Genomic DNA, 21,879 nt, shown 5'->3' with positions numbered 1-21,879 from the left:
GCCTTTTTTACTGGAAGGCATTGTCATCCCGTGTCGGATGGCTCACATAACCAGCTAACATTCAGGACGTTTCGCACAACCGGTCTGCTTTATGGATTCACTTACTCAATTCGTTCTCGGCGCTGCTGTTTCGACCGCCTGCCTTGGAAAGACGCTAGGCCCGCGCAAGGCCGCACTTGTCGGGGGATTGCTGGGAACGCTGCCGGATCTGGACGTCTTCATTCCCTTTGATGATCCGATCGACAGTTTCGTTTATCATCGCGGCTGGTCGCATTCCATTTTCGTTCATGCCCTGGCAACACCGGTGATTGGTGAAGGGCTCAGGTTGCTGTTCAAGAAGCTTCGCGATCATCGTTGGCTCACCTGGGCGACTGTGTTCCTGTGTCTGTCGACCCATGCCATCATTGATGCGATGACAGTCTATGGGACACGACTGTTCTGGCCGCTTTATCCCGATCCGGTTGGGGTCGGTTCCATATTCATCATCGATCCGCTCTACACGTTGCCCATGTTGATTGTCGTTGTCTGGGCGCTCTGCAAGAAAAACTGGTCGTCGCGATTGCGAAGCTGGGTGACCGGTGCGCTCGTTTTTTCAACCGCCTATCTTGGAATCGGTGTTGTCCTGCAGCGTCATGTCGAAAGTCAGGCACGACAGATATTTCAAGAAGAAGGGGTGCCATCCAACGAGGTTTTCGCAATTGCAGCTCCGTTCAATATCCTGGTCTGGAAAGTCATCGGGCTTGGCGAGGACCGGTACGACAATCTCTACTATTCGCTTCTGGACGGGGCAGGGCCACCAGAAATCTACGTCCATCCACGTCACCCTGAGCTGATAGCCTGCCTGCAGGACTCCAACTCCTTCCGGAAACTTGACTGGTTTAGCCGCGGCTTCTTCCGGACCGACCTTGTCGGCAACAAGGTCGTGATGTCGGATCTGCGCATGGGGCTGACACCGGGATATGCATTCCGTTTTGCGATTGGTGAAGTTGACGAAGGCAACGTCAAGCCGATCGAACCTGAGCGTGCGGGCTTTGCCAGTTTCGAGGCCGAGGACTGGGAGTGGTTTCTTGCGCGGCTCCAGGGAAAGCCCGGTACCCGCCTGGCCGAAGTGAAGGACGAATACAACGGCCGATCATTGTCTGCGGGACAGTGTAAACCTGCGGAAGCAGCCGCCGGCTAAGCCGGGCTGCCAGGCGGTTTTGGACATCGCTACGGCTAATGCAAACCACTATTTGCTGATGTCGGATTCCGACAGCGGGATCAAGATGGTTCGACTCAACAGGGCGTCCGGATCATGAACCTCAGGCACTTGGCTGCAATCACTTTTCTGACCCTGGTGCTCCTTGAGTTCGGCGCAAATGGGGATTGCCGCCTGCCTGGTGCCGCTGGCAGCGACATCCATCACTTCCTTTAGCGAGCCTTCCGTTTCGCCAAGGGCTTGTGCAAGATGTTTGGCAAAGAGCGAGATCGTTCGGTCGGCGGAATAGTTGGCGGTCTGACCGGTGCCGGAAGAGGAAACAAGTGCTTCCGGGCGGTCTTTGTGATCGACCGAATTCTTGTCAAACAAGTGCATGTTGATCGCATGCGAATTGTTGGTGTCAAGGATCAGGATTGCTTCGGCGGCAGGGATGGTGTGGATCATGGCAGCAAAAGCAGGCGCGGAGATCCAGGTTCCCTCGCTGATCGCTTCACTTGTGGTTTCCGGTTTTTCTCCGGCCCAAAGTTCCAGAGCATAGCCGTTCTTGTCGTTTTGCTGCCCGGCGTCGGCCTGACCGAGCGGCAGATTGGCGTAGATCAGCAGCCGGTCCTCAGGGCCGAGCTTGCCTGCAAGTTCCGTTGCTTTTCGTTTCAGCGCGGAAGCACTGGCGCCTTCGTTGATCAGAAGATGAATGTTTTCCGGCCCGGCATCTACCCGGGGCGCGAGTGCCGCAACGACTTTCTCGATACTGTGTTTGCACACTTCAACCGATTGCGGATTCCAAGGCGGGCAATTACCGATCCCCAGAATGTGGTTTTGGAGCCGGTGACTGACCTGGGCAACGGCTTCAGGGCCTGCGGTTGGAACGACGAGCGTGCCAAGTATGAGCAAGAAGCCGGCAAGTCTTGTACATAGCCGGCTGAGCCATAACCTGTTCCAATTGGCTCCGCCAGTCATTTCATCTCCTCGAAACTTGATTGATCAAGTTCTAGTCAATCTACTGGTCGCCGATGAAGGCAAAATAAAAGTGTTCGCGCGATTTAATAGAACTATTTTGCGTTCTATTAATCAACGGCATTTCGTTGTTATTTTGCTTTCTGTGGAATTTCGTCTGTTCAGCCTGTCAGGCGTTCCACAACTTGGAGGAATTCATACCATCGCCAAGAAAAGATGTCAGATCAATTCTGCAATCATGTGTCCTGCAACGCGTTGAAGGAATGCCACGAACTGCAAGCGGGGATCTGATTTTGTCAGGATTGGACCCGCTTGCGCTTTTTCATTTGATGTTCGAGGCAGGGTTATTGGGCCGCTGCTACCTGCTTGCTCTTCGCTGAAACCAGACGGCTGACCACGTTTTCTATGATCCTGTGTCCAGCGTCCTGATCAAGCGACATGATGGATTCCGGATGGAATTGCACGGCGGCGATCGGTTCCTTCTGGTGCTCGATGGCCATGACCACACCGTCTTCGGTTTCAGCGGTCACCCGCATGTCCGCCGGCAACGTTTCACGCTTGGCAAAAAGCGAATGATACCGTCCGACGACGACGGGTGCATTCAGTCCTTCGAACAGCAAGGAGTTGCCTGCAAGGCTGATCGGCGACGGCTTGCCGTGCATCGGGATGTCAAGTTGACCGAGTTCCGCGTCGAAATACTCCGACAAGGCTTGCAGCCCGAGACAGACGCCGAAGATCGGCAATTCACGTGCGCGTGCTCTGCCGATCGTTGCACTGCAGTCGAAATCCTTCGGGTTGCCCGGGCCGGGTGACAGCACGACGAGGTCCGGATTGACGTCGTGAAAGACGTGATCTGCGACCGGTGACCTGTATGTCACAACATCAGCTCCCGTCTGGCGGAAGTAGTTCGCGAGCGTATGGACGAAGCTGTCTTCATGATCGACCAGCAGTATCTTCAGGCCTTTGCCCGGCTTGGTAGCTTCCTGCTTTTCCGTCGTGCTGACCGCCAGACCTGCTTCACGCACTGCCGCACGCATGGCTTCCGCCTTCAACTCCGTTTCAGCTTCCTCGTCTTCCGGAACACTGTCGTAAAGCAGCGTTGCACCGGCCCGGATCTGTGCCATGCCGTCCTTGATCCGAACGGTTCGAAGCGTCAGGCCCGTGTTCATGTCGCCATTGAAGAGAACGGCCCCGATCGCACCACCATACCAGGCGCGCGGTGACTTTTCGTGATCTTCAATGAACTGCATCGCCCAGCGTTTTGGAGCGCCGGTCACCGTGACGGCCCAGGTATGCGAAAGGAATGCATCGAGTGCATCCAGATCTTCGCGCAAGATACCTTCGATATGATCGACCGTGTGAATCAGGCGGGAATACATCTCGATCTGGCGGCGGCCGATGACCTTCACGGATCCTGGAACGCAAACGCGGCTCTTGTCGTTGCGATCGACGTCGGAACACATGGTGAGCTCTGCCTCGTCCTTGGCAGAGTTCAGCAGCTTGCGGATCTGGGCTTCGTCCTCGATCGCGTTCTTGCCGCGACGGATAGTGCCGGAGATCGGGCAGGTTTCAACGCGGCGGCCGCCGGTGACGCGGACATACATTTCCGGAGAAGCGCCAACCAGGTATTCCTCGTTGCCGAGGTTGAAGAAGAAGGAATACGGGGAGGGGTTGATCTGAGCAAGGCGCCGGGAAACGGCTGACGGAGGATTGGCACAGGGTTCGTAAAAGGTTTGACCCGGAACCGTTTCAAACAGGTCTCCGCGCCGGAAATAGTCCTTTGCCTGTTCCACCAGCATGGCGTATTCGCCAGGCTCGTGGTCGCCGCGGCCCGGGTCGCGGTTGGCAGGCTTGTAGGCGTGGCTTTCGCCTGTGCGCTGCATGCCCTTTGTCGTTTTGCCGTGCACGACAAAATCATATTCCAGCACGTAGGCCCGCTTGCCGTGGTGATCGACGATGAGGATTTCGTCCGGCAGGAACAGAACAACATCGCGCTGGTCGTCCGGTCGTTCCAGTTTCAGGTCGATCGGTTCGAACTGAAACGCAACATCATAGCCGAAAGCACCGTACAGCCCGAGCTGGTCATCGTCACAGGCGAACAGATCCTTCAGCGCACGGACAATTGAGAATGTGGAAGGCTGGCGGGAACGCTCCTCTTCGTTGAACAATCGATCCGCTTGTTTGACGGTCAGGTTGATCCGGTCGTCGTCTGTCTCGAACGTTTCGACCACCTCATGAGATTTCAGGGCGTCCGTGATCGCCGGCATCAGGACTTTGCCCCGGTCGTTCAAGGCACGGATTTCCACCTTGCGGTCGGCGGCTTCCATCACCAGCGGCGGGTTGACCAGCGCCATGTCCCAGCGGGTGTAGCGGCCGGGATATTCATAGGACGAGGACAGGACCGCACCGAGCTCGCTGTCCAGACGGTCGATCCACTCGGAAGTGCCGGTCTCATAGTCTGATGGCCGCGACGTGCGCAGGATCGTGATCCCGCTTTTCGTTTCAAAGGTATGATCTGCCGGCACTGGCATGGCTTTTCTGTTCCCGTATTGGTGGCCGTTTGGGATGTTGGCGACCTTATAAAGCACCAAGGCCGCCAGCGGTATCCCGCGGCGGCCTTGGTGTGATGTTTGATCCGTTCAGAGCATGACTGATCGCTGGCCGCCTATTTTGCGCCGCGCCACCACCAAGCTGCTTTCAAGATCATCTTCATGGCAAGAGGCATAACTGATGGTGGGAAGGTTGGCAACGTCATATTTGCGCACATGATTTCCGAGAGTCGCGATTTGCCGGTTTCGTGGCTCTACAGGCCGCATTTTCGCGGGATCGGGATTGCCGAAATCGTCTTTCATCAATCGATCCAATCCTTTTTTCCGCTTCATCTTGACCCCCGGGCCAAGATACTGGCATTGCAGTTCCGCATCAGAACAAGACGAACGCTGGAAATCGGGCGCGGAAAGTGGTGACCGGCGAAGGGTAGTGAGGGGCAGATGGAACATTACGATCTCATCGTGATCGGCAGCGGACCTGCGGGACGACGGGCAGCAATCCAGGCGGCAAAGTTTGGCCGCAACGTCCTGGTCGTGGAGCGTGGCCGCCGGGTAGGTGGGGTCTCGGTTCACACCGGCACAATTCCCTCCAAGACATTGCGCGAGACTGTGCTCAATCTGACCGGATGGCGCGAACGGGGCTTTTATGGTCGATCCTACAGGGTCAAAGATGACCTGACCGCCGCCGACCTGATGGCGCGGCTTCACATTACGCTGGACCATGAGGTTGAAGTTCTTGAGCACCAGTTCGCGCGCAACAAGGTCGATACTATACGGGGCGAGGCGCGTTTCGCTGACACACACACGATCGAGGTGGAAGGCGAAGCAGGGGAAACCCACAGGTTCAAGGCAGACAAGTTCGTCATCACGGTCGGCACAAAGCCTTTTCGCCCGGACTATGTACCTTTCGATGGAGAATATGTTCTCGACAGTGACGAGATCCTGGAACTGACGGAAATTCCAAGATCCGTTGCCGTGATTGGTGCCGGCGTGATTGGTGTCGAGTATGCGTCGATCTTCTCCGCTCTGGATGTTCACGTGACGCTGGTTGAACCTCGAGACACGATGCTCGACTTCCTGGACAAGGAACTGGTCGCGGATTTCACCCATCAGCTTCGGGACCGGGGCATTGCTCTGCGGTTTGGTGCAAAGGTTCAGAAGATCGAGAAACTCGGACCTGCGGACTGCGAGATCACTCTGGAAGGTGGTCGTTGTGTTCGCTCCAATGTGATCCTGTTCGCTGCCGGACGCATGGGAGCTACGCCGTCTCTCAATCTGCAGAATTGTGGTCTGGGAGTTGACCATCGTGGCCGGCTGAAGGTTGACCCGATGACGTTCCAGACGGAAGTGCCGCACATCTTTGCCGCTGGTGACGTGATCGGCTTTCCAAGCCTGGCTTCCACATCGATGGAGCAGGGCAGGATAGCAGCCTGTCAGGCGCTCGGCGAAAAGGCCTACGATCCGCCTGAGTATTTTCCCTATGGCATCTACGCGGTCCCGGAGATTTCGACAGTTGGCATGACAGAAGAGGAAATCAAGGAGCGTGGCATTCCTTATGAATGTGGTGTTGCCCGGTTCCGGGAAACCTCCCGTGGTCACATCATGGGGCTCGATACCGGAATGCTGAAGATGATCTTCTCGCTGAAGACGAGACGATTGCTCGGCTGTCACATTGTCGGGGAGGGGGCGACCGAACTGGTTCACATCGGTCAGGCTGTCCTGAACCTCAAAGGGACACTGGAGTATTTTGTAGAGAACACCTTCAACTACCCAACCCTGGCTGAAGCCTACAAGATTGCGGCTCTGGACGCCTGGAACAGGATGCCTCCGCTTTCGGAATAGTCGGTTTCGGATTTCAATAAATTCCTGAAGGACTTCCGGCTTTGACAGCGTGGTCTTGCTGTCCAAGAGCGGATAGCCTCGTGCAATGTCGCCCTCGACTGATCTACAGCAAGGAATCTCCATGCCCCGGACACTGCTTTTGAAGAATGCCGACATGCTCGTCACAATGGACGGCGAGCGCCGAGAACTTCCGGGAGGCGGACTTTATGCCGAGGATGGTGTCATCCGGCAGGTTGGTCCTTCGGAGGAACTGCCGCAATCAGCCGATCGGGTGATCGATGCGTCAGGGCAGATTGTTCTGCCTGGCTTCGTCAACACGCATCATCATCTCAATCAGACGCTGACCAGAAATCTTCCTGCGGCGCAGAACAACAACCTGTTTCCCTGGTTGCAGGCTCATTACCGGATCTGGGCCAGAACCAATCCGGAGGCATCCCGCGCGAGTACACTTATCGGCCTGGCTGAACTGGCTCTTTCCGGATGCACGACGGTATTTGATCACACCTATCTGTTCCAGAGCGGCAACAAGGTTGATTACCAGATCGAGGCCGCGCGGGAACTGGGAGTTCGTTTCCACGCAAGTCGCGGATCCATGTCCCTGGGTGAGAGCAAGGGCGGACTTCCGCCAGACGAATGCGTCGAAAACGAAGAAGACATTCTGCGCGACAGTGTCCGCGTGATCGACCTCTACCACGATGCTTCCCACGGGGCGATGACCCGCGTTGTCGTTGCACCGTGTTCGCCGTTCTCCGTTTCCGAGGATCTTCTGCGCGAGAGCGCTCGTCTTGCCCGCGACAAGGGGGTAATGTTGCACACCCACCTGTGCGAAACGCTCGACGAGGAACGCTACACGCTTGAACGCTTCGGCAAGCGTCCGGTCGAGTGGATGGAAGGGCTGGACTGGACAGGTCCGGATGTCTGGTTCGCACACGCGATCCATGTCGATGACGATGAAATCCGGCTTTTTGCAAAAACGGGCTGCGGCGCCGCGCACTGTCCCTGTTCGAACATGCGCCTTGCGTCAGGCATTGCTCCCGTCAAGAAGTATATGGCTGCCGGGGTCAAGGTCGGACTGGGAGTCGACGGATCTGCCAGCAACGACGGCTCGAACATGTTGATGGAAGTTCGCCAGGCGATGTTGCTTGCACGCCTGCAACTGGGTTTGATGCCGCCGGAAGGACCGCGCAAACACGCTCTGTTACCGCCCTCGCATCCACTGCGGGCTGGAGAATGGATGACTGCCCGGGAAGCCTTGGAACTGGCAACACTTGGAGGTGCAGCCGTTCTGGGGCGTGATGATATCGGTTCACTGGAGGCCGGAAAATGTGCGGACTTCTTCACGCTTGACCTGAACACGCTGCAGTTTGCAGGTGGGCTGCACGATCCGGTCGCTGCCGTTGTTTTCTGCGCACCTCAGTCGGCCCGGACCACGGTGATCAACGGACGCACGATCGTTGAAGATGGCCAGATTGCCACGATGGAAATGGGGCCGGTCATCGAAGAGCACAACCGGCACAGTCTGGCGCTTGCTGCATCAGTTTGATGCACACGCTCTGCGCCGCTCAGCAGAGCCAGCAATTCTCGGGCATGGTTGCATCGGTCACCTGACCGCCGTCAGCAATCCAGCTGGTGATGCCGTTCTTGACATTGACGATGTTGGTGAAACCTGCCTGAGCGGACAGGTATTCGGATAGAACCTGACTGCGCCGTCCGGTTCGGCAGATAAAGACGATTTCGTCAGCCGGACCGGAAACGAACTTTTGAAGTTGCGGCCCAAATTCCGGATTTACGTTGCCTTTCTCATCGAAGAAAGTCACAAGGTGGCTGCCGGGAATGACACCGGTCTGCCGCCATTCGTCAGGCCTGCGGATGTCGATAATCGTTGTCCCTGCCGCAAGCTTGTCCTTCAACTCGTCGTTGCCGATGTCGGAGAATTTCTTGCCCTTCACCTCAAGTAGCTCGATTTCGAATTTCAAGGTTGCGTTGGGTGGAATAACCCCGCCTGCACCCTGGGCTCCGTAGGCCATGTCGGGCGGAATGATCAGCTCGCGCTTGCCGCCGACCTGCATGCCTTCAACACCCTTTTCCCATCCCGGGATCACACGGCGCTCGCCCAACGTGAAGGAAAACGGTGTGCCGCGGTCAACACTGGAATCGAACTTGGTTCCGTCCATGAGCCAGCCGGTGTAGTGAACCACGACGGTTTCTCCCACATTGGCCTCCTCTCCGGTGCCCTTTTCAATGTCCTTGATCTGAAGTTCTTCCTGCGCTGCGGCAGGAAAAGCCAACATTGCCGTAACCAGAATGCCGGACAACCATTTAATCATCACGCTTGTTCCATAGATTTCAGGAGATAACCTTGCAGAAGATCGTCGATTGACAATCTGATTGCAACTCAAGGCTACTTGAACGGGACCGCGTTTGGAAAGGAAAGAAATCATGCTGTGGCGCTTTGGCTCAGTCACCCTGGCTGTGGCGATCTGGTGCTGTTTCAGTTTCATCGCTTTGGCTTCGGCGACTGCGCAGGAACTGGAACTGACCCTGCCACTTGATTGCAAGCTGGGGCATGATTGCTTCGTTCAGAACTATGTCGACATCGATCCCGGTTCTGAGGTTCTAACCGCGTTCTGCAATCGGGCAAGTTATGACGGTCACAAGGGGACTGACTTTCGGGTCTTGAGCACTGAAAAAACTGCAGATGTCGTCGCAGCTGCGCCGGGTGTCGTCAGGTCCGTGCGCAGCGATACACCGGACAAGCTGGTTCTGACAAATGAAGACAGGGCGCGTGTCCAGGGCAAGGAATGCGGCAATGGCGTGCTGATTGACCACGGTGGGGATTGGCAGACCCAATATTGCCATTTGCGGCAATCGTCCGTTGTGGTCGGCGCTGGTGATCGGGTGGAGCGGGGGCAAAAGCTCGGGGAGGTCGGATATTCCGGGTTTGCGGCGTTTCCGCATGTGCACCTGGCGGTGCGTAAAGACGGGGTCATGATAGATCCGTTCCTGCGCACAAGGGAAGCTACCGCCAACCGGAAAGACTATTGTCTGGCAGGTGACGCCGGTGCAATTGAGTTCGATGGAACTCTCTGGCAGGGCGATGTTGCCGAACTGGTGGAGGATGCAGATGGATCAATCATCCAAACCGGATTCGCGGACAACCGGGTCTCAACTTTGGACCTTGAAACGGAAAAGGTGAACGAACCGGCAGCCAACTCGCCAGCGCTCGTCTTTTTTGCCCGACTCATCAATTTGCAAAAGGGAGACCGCGTTGCCCTGCGTCTTGTCGGACCGACCGGCATCATAGCCGAAACGGAAGGCAATCCCCTTGACCGAAACAAGGCTCAATGGGTTGCGTTCGCAGGCCGCAAACTGAAGATTGAGGCATGGCCGACGGGCGAATATGTCGGCACGGCAACCTTGATCAGGAACGGCGTAAAAATCCTGGAGCAATCAGAACGCATCATGCTCGGCGGTTAGGTGGTTGCCAGAATGAAACGCTGCCGGAACCGGGTTCCGGCAGCGAACAGTTCAGATTTCTGAAACCTGATACTTGTCGACAATACGCTGGACCATGGGAGCAAAGTGCCAGAAGTCCGGCGTTTCCATGTCCGCCTGCTTGCCTGCTTCATCAAGGTAGCGCACCTGAATGATCTTCTTCAGGTTCGGATTTTTCTCAAACTCCGCCACTTCCTCATCGTTCATCGGTCCACCCTGAAGGTTGAGCGAATGAACCGAGGCTTCGGACAGGCGTTTGAAATAGTCCGGTTTCGTCGCACACAGGTACCGTTTTGCGGCAACGTGATATTTCACGCAATCGACGATGACGGATGGAAAAAAGGCGCTGAGGACTTTGGCTCCAGCTTCTTCGTGGTAGCGGTCCTCGGTATCATCCATGGTGAAGGTTCCGAACTCGGAGGTGAAGTGCCCGATATCGTGGAGCAGTGCACCAACGATGATTTCTTCATCGAGTCCGTTCTGCTCCGCGATCGTGGCGCCCTGCAGCATGTGTTGAGCCATGGTCACGGGTTCGCCGAGATACTCTTCGTCACCGCACCGCTCAAAGATGTCACCGATGAACGCGACAATGTTGTCACGTGTCAGGGTGGAAAAATCCGGCTTGCTCATTCCGCAGCCTCGGATGTTGTGGTTTCAAGTGCTGCAAGTGTGGAAAGAAGACCGTCCTTGTCGGAATAACATCCCTGAAGCCAGCGGGTTCCCGTGCCGGAATATGCCTTGCGTGCATGCAGGACGCGTGTGTTGTCGACCACGAAACACTCGCCCGGCTCAAGCCTGAAGGTCACTTCCATAGCCGGATCATCGATGATTTCACCGAGGCGGCGGTAGGCTGCATAGTAAGTCGCCATGTCTTCAAAAGGCACATCGGTGATGGCGGCGGCCGAGCGGTTGTTGAACCGAACGGCGACCAGTTCTCCGTCCGGCGCCAGTTCGATCATCGGTCTGCGAGATCGCAAAACCACGCCCTGTTCGCCTGCATATTCGAAACGGGCGCAGTATTTGCTCAGAACATCGAACCAATCCGGATTTTCTTCTTTCAGGCGCAGGGCGGCACGGAAGCCGTCGACAACCATGTTCTCTCCGCCTGCTGCCGAACTTTCCAGGCAATAAAGAACCTGAACAGAGGGAACCGGATCCCGGTAAGGGTTGTCGGTGTGTGCCTGCAATCCAAGTCCTGTGAAGGCCAGGTTTGTTGGATTGACCTCAGTCCGGACTTCGAAGTGGCGACCGTAATTTGTTTCGCGCACAAATCCGAACAGCTCGACTACTTTCATGAGAGCCTGGTCTTCCACAGGTCCGCCGGTAAGCTTGCCGAAACCGTATCTGGCCACATCCGCAAGCCAGGCGCGCTTGGTAGCCGGGTTTGAGCTTACGGCACCGAAATCTGCTGAAGGGACGGCCTTGTTGAGTTCACCATCCCAGGCCTCGATCATTGGCGCGAGCCAGCCTTTTTCGGCCGGTGCAGCGTGATCGTATGAGTTCTCCAGCAGCCAGGAAATCGAATAGTCGACAGTCTTGTCTTCCGGCGAGAAGGTCACTTTCAACGTGTCGCCACTGATTTCAGCCGATGCGATGCCGACGTCCGGGCTGATGTCCCGCAGCGCGATAAGGCGCTGCCCGTTTGAAGGAGATCTCGTTTCTGAATCCCAGGCATTGTCGCGCAGCCAGATCGCGTGAAACCTGTGTTGGGTCTGGTCTTCCTTGAGTGCGACAAAACTGCCGTCGTCGCAAATCGCTACGTCCATCATTTACCAAAGCCTCTCCAATTTGGTTCATGACAGGATCAAGCGTTCCTTCTATAAAATCAAATTAGGAATTGCGACGCTAAGGGTGCGAATTTCTAATGGATAAATCGAGATTTGAGAATCTACCTCTGGAATGGGTGCGTGCGTTCGAAGTTGCGGCCCGGCTAGGAAGTTTTACCGCCGCTGCTCATGAGACCGGATTGACCCAGTCAGCAATCAGCCAGCGGATCGGCAAGCTGGAAAAACGCCTGGAAACGCAATTGTTTCTGCGTCAGGCTCGCCAGATCGCATTGACTGTGGAAGGCGAAGCCTGGCTTCCGCATGTTCGCTCCGCACTTGAAAGCCTGCGGGAAAGCTCCGAGGGTCTTTTTGGAATCTCGAGAAAACGGCTGACCATCTCGGCCAGCTCTTCGATCATTGAGCTATGGCTGTTGCCACGGCTGAAACGGCTGAGAGAAGAAATCGACGCGCAATTGTCTTTCAGGACAATGGTTCTATCCGGCGAGGCTGCACAGGAAAGCGGGACAATACAAATTCGATATGGAACAGGCGATTGGCCGGTCACTTACAAATTGCCGCTCTACAGCGAAACACTGGCTCCAGTCGCCGCGCCGCGGGTCGCCGGATCAACAGAGCGCTGGACAGACCTTCCACGCATCGCCCTCGTTGGGCCTCGTCCGGGATGGCACGAATGGTCTGCGCGCTTTGGCATTCCATCGACCCCGTTGCCGGACTTGCGGTTTGACACGTTCGCGGCGGCATTGTCGGCGGCAAGGGCAGGGTTTGGTGTCGCACTGGCGTCGTTGCCGCTTTGTTCGAGCGATCTGGAAACGGGGCGGCTGGTCAGGGTCTCCCAGGACAGTCTTCCCCATCACGAAACCTATTGGCTGCTGGCGTCCAAAGATGCTGTCTCAAGGCAACAATGGAACCTGCTGGAGCAGGGATTGAAGGCAATCAGCGGCTAGAATTCAGAGGAATGGAGCGCTTCACTCTTCGAAGGGGGCGGACTATTTGCGTGCGAGTGGATCGTTGGCGGACCGGATGAGTTTTTCCAGAAGTGTGGACAATTGATCCTGTTCTTCAATTGAAAGGCCTGAGACTGCCTTTTGCTGAGTTTCGACATAGTCCGGGATCTTGCCCTTCACCAGCTCAAGACCCTTTGAAGTCAAACAAACGGTCAGTGCGCGGCGGTCTTCAGGATGCGGACAACGTTCCACCAGACCAGCTTTTTCAAGCTTGTCCAACCTGGCGGTCATTCCGCCCGAACTCATCATCGTAGTCCGGTAGAGCTCCGTTGGTGTCAGCTTGTAAGGGGGACCGGACCGGACCAGAGTTGCCAGGACATCGAATTCGCCGATCTTCAGACCGATTTCCGCGTAGGCCGGCACCAGATAATCCCTGCTCATAACTTGCGCTGCTTCATTCAGCCGTCCGAGAAGGACCATCGGCGTAAGTTTGTCGGCAACTTCCGGCACTTCCTTTTGCCATTGCCGTCGGGCGCGTTCGGCTCTGTCCAGCAACAGGTCTTCCGGGTCTCCAAACAGGTGATTGGCAGGTTTGCCAGGCTCGTCAGGTGATTTTGCCATCACTCATTTTCCCGAAACATCGTTGTTGCGATTGAAACGCCGTGTCTTGAACCGGCGATCAGAACACCGGAAAGGCAAGTTCTTTCAACTGCTTTCGCAGACTGAGACTCGTCTGAAAGATTGAAAATGTCAACATGCATCAAGAATCTTGAGATAAAGTATCTTGATATAAAGATAAAAAATGCTATCTGTCGGCTAGCCGCTCCTAACGAGCGAATTCCGTTGCAAGAAAGGATGGTCCTATGGCGGATATGCTGAATGATTTGCCGGAGGTCGGAAAAAGATCAACGACACGGGTAAGGGCCAAGCTGAAAGCCAACGTCATCAAGGCCTTTGAAAAACCCTTCGTTCTTCTTCTGGTCGTTGGAAGCTTTCTTGCGGTGTCAACGGTTCTGGCGAAATCGGCTCCGGATTTCGGCTGGCATCCCCTTGCACTGCTGCAGTGGTCAATTCTGGGCGGTGCTGTCACCTTGTTCATGGTGACGCGTCTCGTTGCAAGGGCAGATGGGCAACAGGAAGGGAGCACCGGCACTTCGGTGCGGAGGCAATTGATTGCCTATCTGGCTATCAGCGGCGTTCTCTTCATTGCACCCAACATGATCGCTGTCGTTGCCGCGCCAAAGGTAGGCGCTGGATTTGTTTCGCTCAGTTTTGCCTTCCCGCTGGTTCTTACTTACGCCATTGCCGTTTTCTTGAGACTTGAGCACCTCCAGTTCCTGATGGGCGCCGGTGTTCTGTTTGGTCTTGCCGGCGGTGTCTTGCTGGCTATGTCGGGTGCAAATCTTTCCGCTGATGCATCGCTCTGGTCGGTCTTTGCTCTGTCCATCCCTGTCTTTTTGGCTTCAGGCAACATCTACCGGACGTTGAAATGGCCCGAAGGAGCGAAGCCGGTGGACCTAGCGCTCGGGATGATGGCGACGGGATTTCTCGCGCTTGCCGCGTTCACAGCCGTCTGGGGCGTTCCGGTCGTGCCCGAAAGCTGGACCCTGGAGGCCAGTGTTCTGCTTCTGTCGCAAACGGCAATTTTTGCGCTTCAGTATGGCCTGTACTTCCGGCTCCAGCAGACAGCCGGTCCGGTCTATCTCAGCCAGATCGGTTCGGTCGCAGCGGTCGTCGGACTGGGGCTTGGTTATCTGGTATTCGGCGAAGTTCCCAATGCCGCGAAGGCTGCAGCAGTCGTTTTCGTCGGCATCGGGATCATTTTGGTCTCGCTGGGACGTCGCCGCCGCCAGGGCATTTGAAACTCAGTGCCAGAGCCAGGCTGCGCCGCGAACGCCCGAGCTGTCACCGTGAACGGCCTTGCGGATTGGTGTGTCGAAGGTGTCGGAAAAGATGAAGGGCATCATCGCCGGCGGAAGGTCTTCATAAAGCTCATCTATGTTCGACATGCCGCCACCGAGGACGAAGACATCAGGATCGAGAAGGTTGGCAGACATGGCAAGGCAACGGGCCAGGCGGCTGACATAGGCCTCGTAAACCTCGTTTGCGACCTTATCGCCCGTCCGTTTCAACGCCATGATCTCGTGTCCTTTCAGCAAGGTGCCGGCTTTCTCCTTGTAGTGAAGCTGAAAACCGGTGCCGGAACACCAGCGGTCAATGACGCCTTTGTGGCCGATCCAGCTGTCCGGACCCGGAAACTCGTCTGCCTTGAGCCAGGGAACGGTAATTGCGCCCCATTCGCCTCCGATACCATTTGCGCCGAGATGGGCTGTGGCATCAATCGCGATTCCTGAACCGCACCCGGTTCCGATGATGATTGCATGGACAACGTGTTCACCGGCACCGGCACCGTCGGTTGCCTCCGACACCGCGAGGCAGTTTGCATCGTTCTGGATCCGCACCGGACGGCCAAGAACCGCTTCCAGATCCTTGTCGAGCGGTTTGCCGTTCATCCAGGTTGAATTTGCGTTCTTGACGACACCCGTTTTGGGAGAAAGGGAGCCGGGAATGCCAAGGCCCAGCGTGCCATGCTGGCCGGTTGCATGTTCTGCTGCATCGACCAGGTGCTTCACCGCTGCGAGGCAACCCTGATAGTCGTCCCGGGGCGTATCAACCCGTTGCCGGAACAGTTCCTCACCTTCGCCGGAAAGGGCGATAATCTCAATTTTCGTTCCGCCCCAATCAATTCCCAATCGCATGTCAGTCCACCCGTTTCGGCAATTCGAAGGCAGCCGCCTGGCCGTCTTCCAGTTCGTCGGTCTGTTTGCCGTAGCTTTTGAATTTATTCAGAATGTCGGCCATTTCCTCAGCGTCCAGAATGACCGGTTCCCCCAGGACCAGAGAGGACAGGTACTGATCGGCCAGATCCTCAACTCCTTCAGCAATCGATAAAGCCTTTTTGAGGTTCGGTCCACCTGCGATCTGGCCGTGATTGGCCAGGAGGCAGGCATTGCGCTCTCCGAGCGCCGCAGTCATTGCGTCCGAGAGCGCACGTGTTCCGAAGCTTGCATAGTCTGCGCACTCGATCCTGTCGCCACCAGCCAGAGCAACCATGTAGTGAAATGCCGGAATACCGCGCCTATGGCACGAAAGCGCCGTTGCGCGGGGACTATGACAATGAACGACTGCGCCGCAAGACGGTTTGGCGAGATAGAAATCCAGATGCATGCGCCACTCGGAAGACGGAAGGGTATCTCCGCGGTACCGTCCTTCGAAATCCAGCGCAACGATCCGGTCTGCAGTCAGGTCTTCATAAGGAGTGCCGGAAGGCGTCACCAAAAAACCGGATTTTGTGCGTGCACTGACATTGCCCGAGGTGCCTTTGGTAAGGCCGAGGCGGGGCAGTGCGCGGGCGGTTTCGATTATATCGTGGCGAAGATCCGCCGTATCGTCTGGAAAGGGAGCCATGTCTGACATCTGGCCTTCAATTCAGGAAGTGAACGAAATGGTCTGGTCGGAGATCCTCGACCGGCGCTTAAATGACAGTGTTCCTGTTGCCTTTTCAAGGCATTGCGCTGATAAAACGCAAATGCACGCACCAATTGCGTGGAACGTTGACAGAGGTTGAATGCCCGGACTTGCGCACAAGTTGAAGATGCTCTGGCTGAAGGCTGGTGCCGGTGCGCGAAGACAAGGTCACCGGCGTGAGTTTCAACGTCAGGGAACAGCACGCGCTTCAGGGCCTCGATGGGCTGAGCAGGATGCCGGTGAAGAATGGGGTTTGACGCATCCAGGATCAGACCAGTCTCGACAACAGGACACTCAAAGACCCTCAGTGACGCCATACTATGTCTGGGGAACCCTGGCGATCTTGGCCATAGGATTTGCCTCCGGTACCATTTATTGGCACCAGAAGCAGAAAATGCCCGACAACGCGGAAGAAGTTCCAGCCCATCGCGACCCGCTTGTGCGGCTCGATGAAGGAGCAAAAACGGCTCTTCTCAGCCAGCTACCGGAACTGGATGCCAAACTTAAACGCGGTTTTCTAGGGAAGCCCGATCAGCTTTGCGCCGAGCTGCATGCTCTGGGACTTGAAAATCGAGGATGGAAGAAGGCGCCTTTTCAAAGGGGCCGTTGGCAATGTGCGTCTGACCTGGTGCTGCTTACAACACCAAGCGTTGACTTTGGGCCAACGACCCTGTTTTTCCTCCTTCGCGGCCCGTCGGAGGAGAAGATCGACTATTTGCGCCTGAAGCTGGCGGTGGAAGATGCGCGCCAAATGGAGATCGGGCAGGAAGCGGTCTGGCTGGTCATCGATGCACTCGCGGCACGCTATGGCTGGACAGTTCCCGATAGCTTTCGGCGGGCGATTGCTGACTTCAGGCAGCTCGAAACGACGTATCGAGGAGTTCAGCTGTCAATCGCGCCGGAAGACCCGAATCTGACCGGAGATCCGTTGGCGAACCAGCGCTTGAACATCATCTTGAATTTCGGCGAACCGGACCTGATCCGGCCCGCCGACCGTTTTGAAGTGGCGCCGCCATTGGAAAGCGGCTGGAGCAATAGAGGCGACCCTAAGGACCGGGACGGTCAGGCAGCGGAATGAACTCCTTTTCGTCGCCCGGCACCGTATCGAAGCGACCCTGACGCCAGTCCTCCTTGGCCTGTTCGATACGCTCCTTCGAGGAGGAAACGAAATTCCACCAGATGTAACGCCTCCCATCCATCGGTTCGCCGCCGAGGACGACGAAGCGGGCCGGAGCAGGGGATTGGTTTTCGACCACCAGATGATCGCCAGGTTTGAAGACGAGCAGCTGAGCGGGGTCGAAGTCCTGTCCGGCAATCGATATACGGCCTGATATTGTGTAAAGCCCACGTTCTTCCCAGCCGGCATCAAGAGGGATCTTTGCGCCGGGTTCCAGTGAGATATCCGCGTAGAACATTTCCGAAGCGGTTTTTACCGGTGCCTTATGGCCGTAAAGGTCACCGGCAATCAGCTTCACTGAAGCGCCTTTGTCCGCGAATTCGGGTTGCTGTTCGGTTCCAAAGTGCTGGAAAGTCGGATCGCCTTCTTCCAGATGCTTTGGTAGAGCAACCCAACTTTGAAGGCCGAACAATTGCCGGGTTTCCTGCTTTCGCTCCGGGCGTTCGCGTTCCGAGTGGACGATGCCTTTGCCGGCACTCATCCAGTTAAGCGCTCCGGGCGAGATCGCGATTTCCGTCCCGAGACTGTCCCGATGATACATTTCGCCCTCAAACAGGTAGGTTACCGTCGCGAGACCGATATGCGGGTGTGGGCGGACGTCGATACCACCGCCGACAAGCAGCTCCGCTGGTCCCATCTGATCGAAAAAGATGAACGGACCGATCATGCGCCGTCGTGGAGACGGCAGGGCACGGCGGACATGAAAGCCGCCCAGGTCTGATGTCCGGGGAACAATGATCGTATCGATCGGATCGCAACTTGCGGCATTGCCCGCGACCGGGTCGGGGGTGTTCAACCAGCTCATCTGCCTCTCCTTGCAGTCAAAAGCGCGTCTGCCGGTTAGATAGGGTCGCAGGCCTGTAAGTGTCCATTGAACAGTCTGTTTCCATCTTTTCTTTCAATCAGAAGGGCGTATAACTGCGAGCCCTCAATCGCCCCAAAAGGTGTTTCATGAAACGCGTGATGATCGTCGGAGGTCCCGGTTCGGGCAAAAGCACGCTCGCGCACCAGCTCGGTCAGCGGACGGGTTTGCCCGTCTACAACATGGACCACATTCACTGGCTGCCTGGCTGGGTTGAAAGACCCAGACAGGAAAAAGATGCGCTGACGCATCAGGTTCACATGAAGAGCGAATGGATCTTCGAAGGTGGTCATTCGAGCACTTACGCGGAACGGGTTGATCGGGCGGACACATTCATCTGGTTGGATGTTCCGGTCTGGTTGCGGATCTTTCGGGTTCTGAAACGCTCTCTTCAATATTACGGCAAAAGCCGGCCTGATTTGCCGGAAGGGTGTCCGGAGCGTTTCAACGGCCAAACCGTCGAGTTCGTGCGGTTCATCTGGCGCACCCGGCATAGCGCACGCGCCAAGCTGCTTCGGATCTACACAGCTCCGCCGCCGCATCTGACTGTTCTGAAGTTTTCCAGTCTGAAAGAGACGCGTGCGTTTTTGGATGACCTGTCACCGGAAACCTGAAGACAGGGAGCGGACACACGCTGAGATGTCTTGACAGAACGTGCGTGCCGACGGCACAAACGGGGCTCACCCGGGGTGTCCCGTCATGGGGCTGAGATGCTGCAGGGTGCGGTAACACGCACAGCGCAGGGACCCGAAGAACCTGATCCAGGTCATGCTGGCGAAGGGATGGTGGCCCTGACGGCGCGCGAGGACCATTTGTCCGGCGCATGCAGTCAAGCGCATCCCCGACAGCCCCTGACGAAAAAGAATGTAAGGCCTTTGGTTGGCCCTGCAGGAGTGAAACGTCGTGCAAGGTGTCTCAGGCGCAGGTGCAAAGACATGAGGGTCCTGATCCGCGGAGCAGGTGTTGCCGGGTTGTCGCTCGCATACGAACTTCGCAAGCGGGGTGCCGAAGTCACCTTGTTTGAGATCCGTGAAGGCTTGACCAGAAGTGCTTCCTGGCTGGCCGGTGGCATGCTGGCACCGTGGTGTGAGCGTGAAAATGCCGAAGAAGACGTTCTCGCTTATGGAAAAAAGTCGGTCGACTGGTGGGCAAAAGCGTTGCCGGGTGCGGTTTCGCACAAAGGTACCCTGGTCGTTGCGCCACCTCGTGATATCGCCGAACTCAGTCGCTTCGCCGGACGTACGAGCGGCTACGAATGGGTGGATGGGGCCGGGGTAACAGGTCTTGAGCCCGACCTGGAGGGGAGATTTTCCAAAGGACTGTTCTTCCCGAAGGAGGCTCACCTGGATCCGCGAAAAGCCTTGATCCAGCTTGAAGAAACGGTTTCCAGACTGGGTGTTAGAACCTTCTTCGGACCAGAAGAACCGAAGGTGGATACGAATTTCATCGCCGATTGCATAGGTATGGCGTCGAAAGAAAAGGAGTTGAGGGCAGTGCGCGGGGAAATGCTGATCCTGCACGCACCAGAGATCACGTTGTCCAGGCCCGTTAGAATGCTTCATCCGCGCATTCCGGTCTATATCGTGCCTCGGGACAACAACCACTTCATGGTCGGGGCAACGATGATCGAAAGTGCCGATGACGGCCCGGTCAGTGTTCGCTCCACCATGGAACTGCTGAACGCTGCCTATAGCCTTCACCCGGCTTTCGCTGAAGCCAAGATCATTGAGACAGGCGTGGGTGTTCGCCCGGCCTATGCCGACAATCTGCCGCGCATCAACTTTGACGGCCGGGTCCTGAGCCTGAATGGCTTCTACCGTCACGGTTTCCTGCTGGCTCCGCATTTTGCGGCACAGGCCGCCGAAACCCTGTTCCTTTCTTCCAAGGAGACCACCCTTGAAACTCATCATTAACGGCGAAGAGCAGGAGGTGACCAGTTCGACCCTCTCAGGGCTTCTGGATGAACTGGCCTATGAACACGATTTTCTTGCCACAGCGCGCAACAGCGAGCTTGTTTCTGCTGAAGAACGTGCCAGCTGCGAGCTTCTTGAAGGGGATCGGATCGAGATCCTGTCTCCCATGCAGGGAGGGTGAGGACCATGCTTGAGTTTTATGGCGAGGTGATTTCTTCCCGCTTGCTTCTGGGAACAGCGCAATATCCGTCGCCGAAAATCCTTTCAGATGCAGCAATGCGATCAGGTAGTGTAATACTGACCGTTTCCTTGCGCCGCGAAGCAGCAGGAACCGGTGCTGGTGGCAAGTTCTGGGACCTCATCCGCCAGCTGAATGTGCGCGTGCTTCCCAACACTGCCGGATGTCATTCTGTGAAAGAGGCCGTAACCACTGCGAAGATGGCGCGGGAGTTGTTCGGAACAGATTGGATCAAGCTGGAGGTCATAGGCCATCATGACAGCTTGCAGCCGGATGTATTTGGATTGGTGGAGGCTGCACGAATTCTGTGCGAAGACGGTTTCAAAGTCTTTCCATACACCACGGATGACATCGTTGTCGGTGAAAGGCTGCTGGAAGCAGGATGCCAGGTGTTGATGCCCTGGTGTGCACCGATCGGGTCTGCACGGGGACCGGTCAATCCCGATGCTCTTAGAGCCTATCGCGCTCATTTCCCCGGCGTTCCGCTTGTCGTGGACGCCGGTCTTGGTCGTCCGTCTCACGCCGCTCAGGTCATGGAGTTCGGCTTTGACGCGGTTCTCTTGAATACAGCTGTCGCAAAGGCCGGTGATCCTGTTGCGATGGCAGAAGCTTTTTCAAAGGCCGTCGAGGCGGGGCGCCAGGCATTCGAAGCCCAACCGCTGGACCCACGCGACATGGCCGTTCCCTCAACCCCTGTAATTGGCATGGCAGTATTTGAATGAAACTCGACCCGTTTTACCTGATCGTTGACAGTTCCGAGTGGATCGGACGGCTGATCCCGCTTGGCGTCAAGCTGGTCCAATTGCGCATCAAGGACAAGCCGGAGGCGGTACTGCGTAAAGAAATCGCAGCATCAAAGACGATCTGCAAAAGACATGGTTGCCAATTGATCATCAACGACTATTGGCAGCTCGCCATCGATGAAGGTTGCGACTTTGTTCATCTCGGCCAGGAAGATCTGGCGGATGCGGATGTGACGGCGATCCGAAGGGCAGGACTGCGCCTTGGGGTATCGACACATGACGGCGAGGAACTGGATACCGCACTCTCAGTTGACCCGGACTACGTGGCGCTGGGCCCGGTCTATCCAACCATTTTGAAGAAAATGAAATGGGCTCCGCAGGGCCTCGAAAAGATCGGCAGATGGAAGCAGCAGATCGGCGGTTTGCCGCTTGTGGCGATCGGTGGACTTAATCCTGAACGCCTTGAGGGCGTGTTCAAAAACGGCGCGGACAGCGCTGCCGTCGTGACGGACATCACCTTGAATCCGGATCCAGAGACAAGGACACGAGAGTGGATTTCAGTTACCCAAAAATGGCGCTAATGAAACCAAACCGCTTGTATTTCTTACGAACTGAACGGTTTCATCAGTCCAATCCGTGTGATGGAAAC

The 21,879-nt window shown here is 56.4% G+C and carries 22 protein-coding genes and 1 riboswitch; of the genes, 12 read left to right on the top strand and 10 right to left on the bottom strand.

Annotation, left to right across the window (positions count from 1 at the left end; genetic code table 11):
- The first annotated feature begins 91 nt into the window (after positions 1–91).
- A complete protein-coding gene (locus ABLQ08_RS00555; RefSeq protein WP_352938195.1) occupies positions 92–1,180 on the top strand; it encodes a metal-dependent hydrolase in 1,089 nt (362 codons plus the stop codon).
- Positions 1,181–1,228: 48 nt separating this feature from the next.
- Here ABLQ08_RS00555 and ABLQ08_RS00550 read toward each other — a convergent pair whose 3' ends face one another.
- The 3 genes from ABLQ08_RS00550 to ABLQ08_RS00540 form a co-directional block, all read right to left on the bottom strand.
- Positions 1,229–2,155 (bottom strand): hypothetical protein, encoded by a 927-nt coding sequence (locus ABLQ08_RS00550; protein WP_352938193.1) that lies wholly within the window; start codon positions 2,153–2,155, stop codon positions 1,229–1,231.
- A gap of 341 nt (positions 2,156–2,496) precedes the next feature.
- Entirely contained in the window at positions 2,497–4,683 is a 2,187-nt protein-coding gene (locus ABLQ08_RS00545) for an anthranilate synthase component I (RefSeq protein WP_352938191.1), read from the bottom strand.
- 108 nt (positions 4,684–4,791) lie between these two features.
- On the bottom strand, positions 4,792–5,004 hold the full coding sequence (locus ABLQ08_RS00540) for a hypothetical protein (RefSeq protein ID WP_352938189.1): 213 nt from the start codon (positions 5,002–5,004) through the stop codon (positions 4,792–4,794).
- A gap of 138 nt (positions 5,005–5,142) precedes the next feature.
- Here ABLQ08_RS00540 and sthA point away from each other — a divergent pair, with 138 nt between their 5' ends.
- Both sthA and ABLQ08_RS00530 read left to right on the top strand, forming a co-directional pair.
- Positions 5,143–6,543: a Si-specific NAD(P)(+) transhydrogenase gene (gene sthA, locus ABLQ08_RS00535; protein ID WP_352938187.1), complete on the top strand. Its 1,401-nt coding sequence runs from the start codon at positions 5,143–5,145 to the stop codon at positions 6,541–6,543.
- A gap of 121 nt (positions 6,544–6,664) precedes the next feature.
- A complete protein-coding gene (locus ABLQ08_RS00530) occupies positions 6,665–8,086 on the top strand; it encodes an 8-oxoguanine deaminase (protein ID WP_352938185.1) in 1,422 nt (473 codons plus the stop codon).
- A gap of 19 nt (positions 8,087–8,105) precedes the next feature.
- On the opposite strand, the gene ABLQ08_RS00525 is transcribed toward ABLQ08_RS00530, so the two are convergent.
- Positions 8,106–8,870, bottom strand: coding sequence for an FKBP-type peptidyl-prolyl cis-trans isomerase (locus ABLQ08_RS00525; RefSeq protein ID WP_352938183.1), 765 nt, complete (start codon positions 8,868–8,870; stop codon positions 8,106–8,108).
- A 112-nt stretch (positions 8,871–8,982) separates the two neighbouring features.
- Here ABLQ08_RS00525 and ABLQ08_RS00520 point away from each other — a divergent pair, with 112 nt between their 5' ends.
- Positions 8,983–10,020, top strand: a complete 1,038-nt coding sequence (locus tag ABLQ08_RS00520; protein ID WP_352938180.1) for a M23 family metallopeptidase — start codon at positions 8,983–8,985, stop codon at positions 10,018–10,020.
- 51 nt (positions 10,021–10,071) lie between these two features.
- On the opposite strand, the gene tmpB is transcribed toward ABLQ08_RS00520, so the two are convergent.
- Both tmpB and tmpA read right to left on the bottom strand, forming a co-directional pair.
- Positions 10,072–10,668, bottom strand: coding sequence for a (R)-1-hydroxy-2-trimethylaminoethylphosphonate oxygenase (gene tmpB / locus ABLQ08_RS00515; protein WP_352938177.1), 597 nt, complete (start codon positions 10,666–10,668; stop codon positions 10,072–10,074).
- Positions 10,665–11,807: a 2-trimethylaminoethylphosphonate dioxygenase gene (tmpA, locus tag ABLQ08_RS00510; protein ID WP_352938174.1), complete on the bottom strand. Its 1,143-nt coding sequence runs from the start codon at positions 11,805–11,807 to the stop codon at positions 10,665–10,667. Before tmpA ends, tmpB begins: the two co-directional genes overlap by 4 nt.
- 95 nt (positions 11,808–11,902) lie before the next feature.
- On the opposite strand from tmpA, the gene ABLQ08_RS00505 reads away from it, so the two are divergent.
- Positions 11,903–12,769, top strand: a complete 867-nt coding sequence (locus tag ABLQ08_RS00505) for a LysR family transcriptional regulator (protein WP_352938171.1) — start codon at positions 11,903–11,905, stop codon at positions 12,767–12,769.
- Between the two features lie 42 nt (positions 12,770–12,811).
- Here the strand turns inward: ABLQ08_RS00505 and ABLQ08_RS00500 are convergent, their stop codons facing one another.
- Complete coding sequence (locus ABLQ08_RS00500) at positions 12,812–13,390, bottom strand: MarR family winged helix-turn-helix transcriptional regulator (protein WP_352938168.1); 579 nt, start codon at positions 13,388–13,390, stop codon at positions 12,812–12,814.
- 242 nt (positions 13,391–13,632) lie between these two features.
- Here ABLQ08_RS00500 and ABLQ08_RS00495 point away from each other — a divergent pair, with 242 nt between their 5' ends.
- Entirely contained in the window at positions 13,633–14,631 is a 999-nt protein-coding gene (locus tag ABLQ08_RS00495) for a DMT family transporter (protein ID WP_352938165.1), read from the top strand.
- A 3-nt stretch (positions 14,632–14,634) separates the two neighbouring features.
- Here ABLQ08_RS00495 and ABLQ08_RS00490 read toward each other — a convergent pair whose 3' ends face one another.
- Both ABLQ08_RS00490 and ABLQ08_RS00485 read right to left on the bottom strand, forming a co-directional pair.
- Positions 14,635–15,528: an ROK family protein gene (locus ABLQ08_RS00490; protein WP_352938163.1), complete on the bottom strand. Its 894-nt coding sequence runs from the start codon at positions 15,526–15,528 to the stop codon at positions 14,635–14,637.
- Between the two features lies 1 nt (position 15,529).
- A complete protein-coding gene (locus tag ABLQ08_RS00485) occupies positions 15,530–16,246 on the bottom strand; it encodes a class II aldolase/adducin family protein (protein ID WP_352938161.1) in 717 nt (238 codons plus the stop codon).
- Between the two features lie 151 nt (positions 16,247–16,397).
- Between ABLQ08_RS00485 and ABLQ08_RS00480 the strand changes: the two genes are divergently transcribed.
- Entirely contained in the window at positions 16,398–17,375 is a 978-nt protein-coding gene (locus tag ABLQ08_RS00480) for a DUF6030 family protein (protein ID WP_352938159.1), read from the top strand.
- Here ABLQ08_RS00480 and ABLQ08_RS00475 read toward each other — a convergent pair.
- On the bottom strand, positions 17,344–18,279 hold the full coding sequence (locus tag ABLQ08_RS00475; RefSeq protein WP_352938157.1) for a pirin family protein: 936 nt from the start codon (positions 18,277–18,279) through the stop codon (positions 17,344–17,346). The genes ABLQ08_RS00480 and ABLQ08_RS00475 overlap by 32 nt on opposite strands.
- A 146-nt stretch (positions 18,280–18,425) precedes the next feature.
- Between ABLQ08_RS00475 and ABLQ08_RS00470 the strand changes: the two genes are divergently transcribed.
- The 5 genes from ABLQ08_RS00470 (at position 18,426) to ABLQ08_RS00450 (ending at position 21,811) form a co-directional block, all read left to right on the top strand.
- Positions 18,426–18,950 (top strand): DNA topology modulation protein FlaR, encoded by a 525-nt coding sequence (locus ABLQ08_RS00470; protein ID WP_352938155.1) that lies wholly within the window; start codon positions 18,426–18,428, stop codon positions 18,948–18,950.
- 61 nt (positions 18,951–19,011) lie between these two features.
- A riboswitch (TPP riboswitch) is annotated at positions 19,012–19,137 on the top strand.
- Between the two features lie 134 nt (positions 19,138–19,271).
- Entirely contained in the window at positions 19,272–20,249 is a 978-nt protein-coding gene (gene thiO, locus ABLQ08_RS00465; protein WP_352938152.1) for a glycine oxidase ThiO, read from the top strand.
- Positions 20,233–20,430, top strand: a complete 198-nt coding sequence (gene thiS, locus ABLQ08_RS00460; RefSeq protein WP_352938150.1) for a sulfur carrier protein ThiS — start codon at positions 20,233–20,235, stop codon at positions 20,428–20,430. The genes thiO and thiS overlap by 17 nt, the downstream gene beginning before the upstream one ends.
- A gap of 5 nt (positions 20,431–20,435) precedes the next feature.
- Entirely contained in the window at positions 20,436–21,209 is a 774-nt protein-coding gene (locus tag ABLQ08_RS00455) for a thiazole synthase (RefSeq protein WP_352938147.1), read from the top strand.
- The gene (locus ABLQ08_RS00450) at positions 21,206–21,811 is read left to right on the top strand and encodes a thiamine phosphate synthase (protein ID WP_352938144.1); all 606 of its coding nucleotides are present in this window, start codon (positions 21,206–21,208) and stop codon (positions 21,809–21,811) included. The genes ABLQ08_RS00455 and ABLQ08_RS00450 overlap by 4 nt, the downstream gene beginning before the upstream one ends.
- Positions 21,812–21,879: the final 68 nt, after the last annotated feature.

This window comes from Roseibium sp. SCP14 (assembly GCF_040329475.1).
Classification (GTDB): domain Bacteria; phylum Pseudomonadota; class Alphaproteobacteria; order Rhizobiales; family Stappiaceae; genus Roseibium.
Note: the sequence above shows the minus strand (reverse complement) of the source record. Positions and strands in the feature narration are given on the sequence as shown.

Excerpts from the sequence above, each read along its gene's own strand:
- ABLQ08_RS00505 (WP_352938171.1), top strand. The coding sequence starts at position 11,903 with ATGGATAAATCGAGATTTGAGAATCTACCTCTGGAATGGGTGCGTGCG.
- ABLQ08_RS00540 (WP_352938189.1), bottom strand. The coding sequence starts at position 5,004 with ATGAAAGACGATTTCGGCAATCCCGATCCCGCGAAAATGCGGCCTGTA.
- ABLQ08_RS00525 (WP_352938183.1), bottom strand. The coding sequence starts at position 8,870 with ATGATTAAATGGTTGTCCGGCATTCTGGTTACGGCAATGTTGGCTTTT.
- ABLQ08_RS00485 (WP_352938161.1), bottom strand. The coding sequence starts at position 16,246 with ATGTCAGACATGGCTCCCTTTCCAGACGATACGGCGGATCTTCGCCAC.
- ABLQ08_RS00520 (WP_352938180.1), top strand. The coding sequence starts at position 8,983 with ATGCTGTGGCGCTTTGGCTCAGTCACCCTGGCTGTGGCGATCTGGTGC.
- ABLQ08_RS00450 (WP_352938144.1), top strand. The coding sequence starts at position 21,206 with ATGAAACTCGACCCGTTTTACCTGATCGTTGACAGTTCCGAGTGGATC.
- ABLQ08_RS00530 (WP_352938185.1), top strand. The coding sequence starts at position 6,665 with ATGCCCCGGACACTGCTTTTGAAGAATGCCGACATGCTCGTCACAATG.
- ABLQ08_RS00550 (WP_352938193.1), bottom strand. The coding sequence starts at position 2,155 with ATGACTGGCGGAGCCAATTGGAACAGGTTATGGCTCAGCCGGCTATGT.
- ABLQ08_RS00470 (WP_352938155.1), top strand. The coding sequence starts at position 18,426 with ATGAAACGCGTGATGATCGTCGGAGGTCCCGGTTCGGGCAAAAGCACG.
- tmpA (WP_352938174.1), bottom strand. The coding sequence starts at position 11,807 with ATGATGGACGTAGCGATTTGCGACGACGGCAGTTTTGTCGCACTCAAG.
- ABLQ08_RS00545 (WP_352938191.1), bottom strand. The coding sequence starts at position 4,683 with ATGCCAGTGCCGGCAGATCATACCTTTGAAACGAAAAGCGGGATCACG.
- thiO (WP_352938152.1), top strand. The coding sequence starts at position 19,272 with ATGAGGGTCCTGATCCGCGGAGCAGGTGTTGCCGGGTTGTCGCTCGCA.
- sthA (WP_352938187.1), top strand. The coding sequence starts at position 5,143 with ATGGAACATTACGATCTCATCGTGATCGGCAGCGGACCTGCGGGACGA.
- ABLQ08_RS00495 (WP_352938165.1), top strand. The coding sequence starts at position 13,633 with ATGGCGGATATGCTGAATGATTTGCCGGAGGTCGGAAAAAGATCAACG.
- tmpB (WP_352938177.1), bottom strand. The coding sequence starts at position 10,668 with ATGAGCAAGCCGGATTTTTCCACCCTGACACGTGACAACATTGTCGCG.
- ABLQ08_RS00475 (WP_352938157.1), bottom strand. The coding sequence starts at position 18,279 with ATGAGCTGGTTGAACACCCCCGACCCGGTCGCGGGCAATGCCGCAAGT.
- ABLQ08_RS00555 (WP_352938195.1), top strand. The coding sequence starts at position 92 with ATGGATTCACTTACTCAATTCGTTCTCGGCGCTGCTGTTTCGACCGCC.
- ABLQ08_RS00480 (WP_352938159.1), top strand. The coding sequence starts at position 16,398 with ATGCCCGGACTTGCGCACAAGTTGAAGATGCTCTGGCTGAAGGCTGGT.
- ABLQ08_RS00455 (WP_352938147.1), top strand. The coding sequence starts at position 20,436 with ATGCTTGAGTTTTATGGCGAGGTGATTTCTTCCCGCTTGCTTCTGGGA.
- ABLQ08_RS00500 (WP_352938168.1), bottom strand. The coding sequence starts at position 13,390 with ATGGCAAAATCACCTGACGAGCCTGGCAAACCTGCCAATCACCTGTTT.
- ABLQ08_RS00490 (WP_352938163.1), bottom strand. The coding sequence starts at position 15,528 with ATGCGATTGGGAATTGATTGGGGCGGAACGAAAATTGAGATTATCGCC.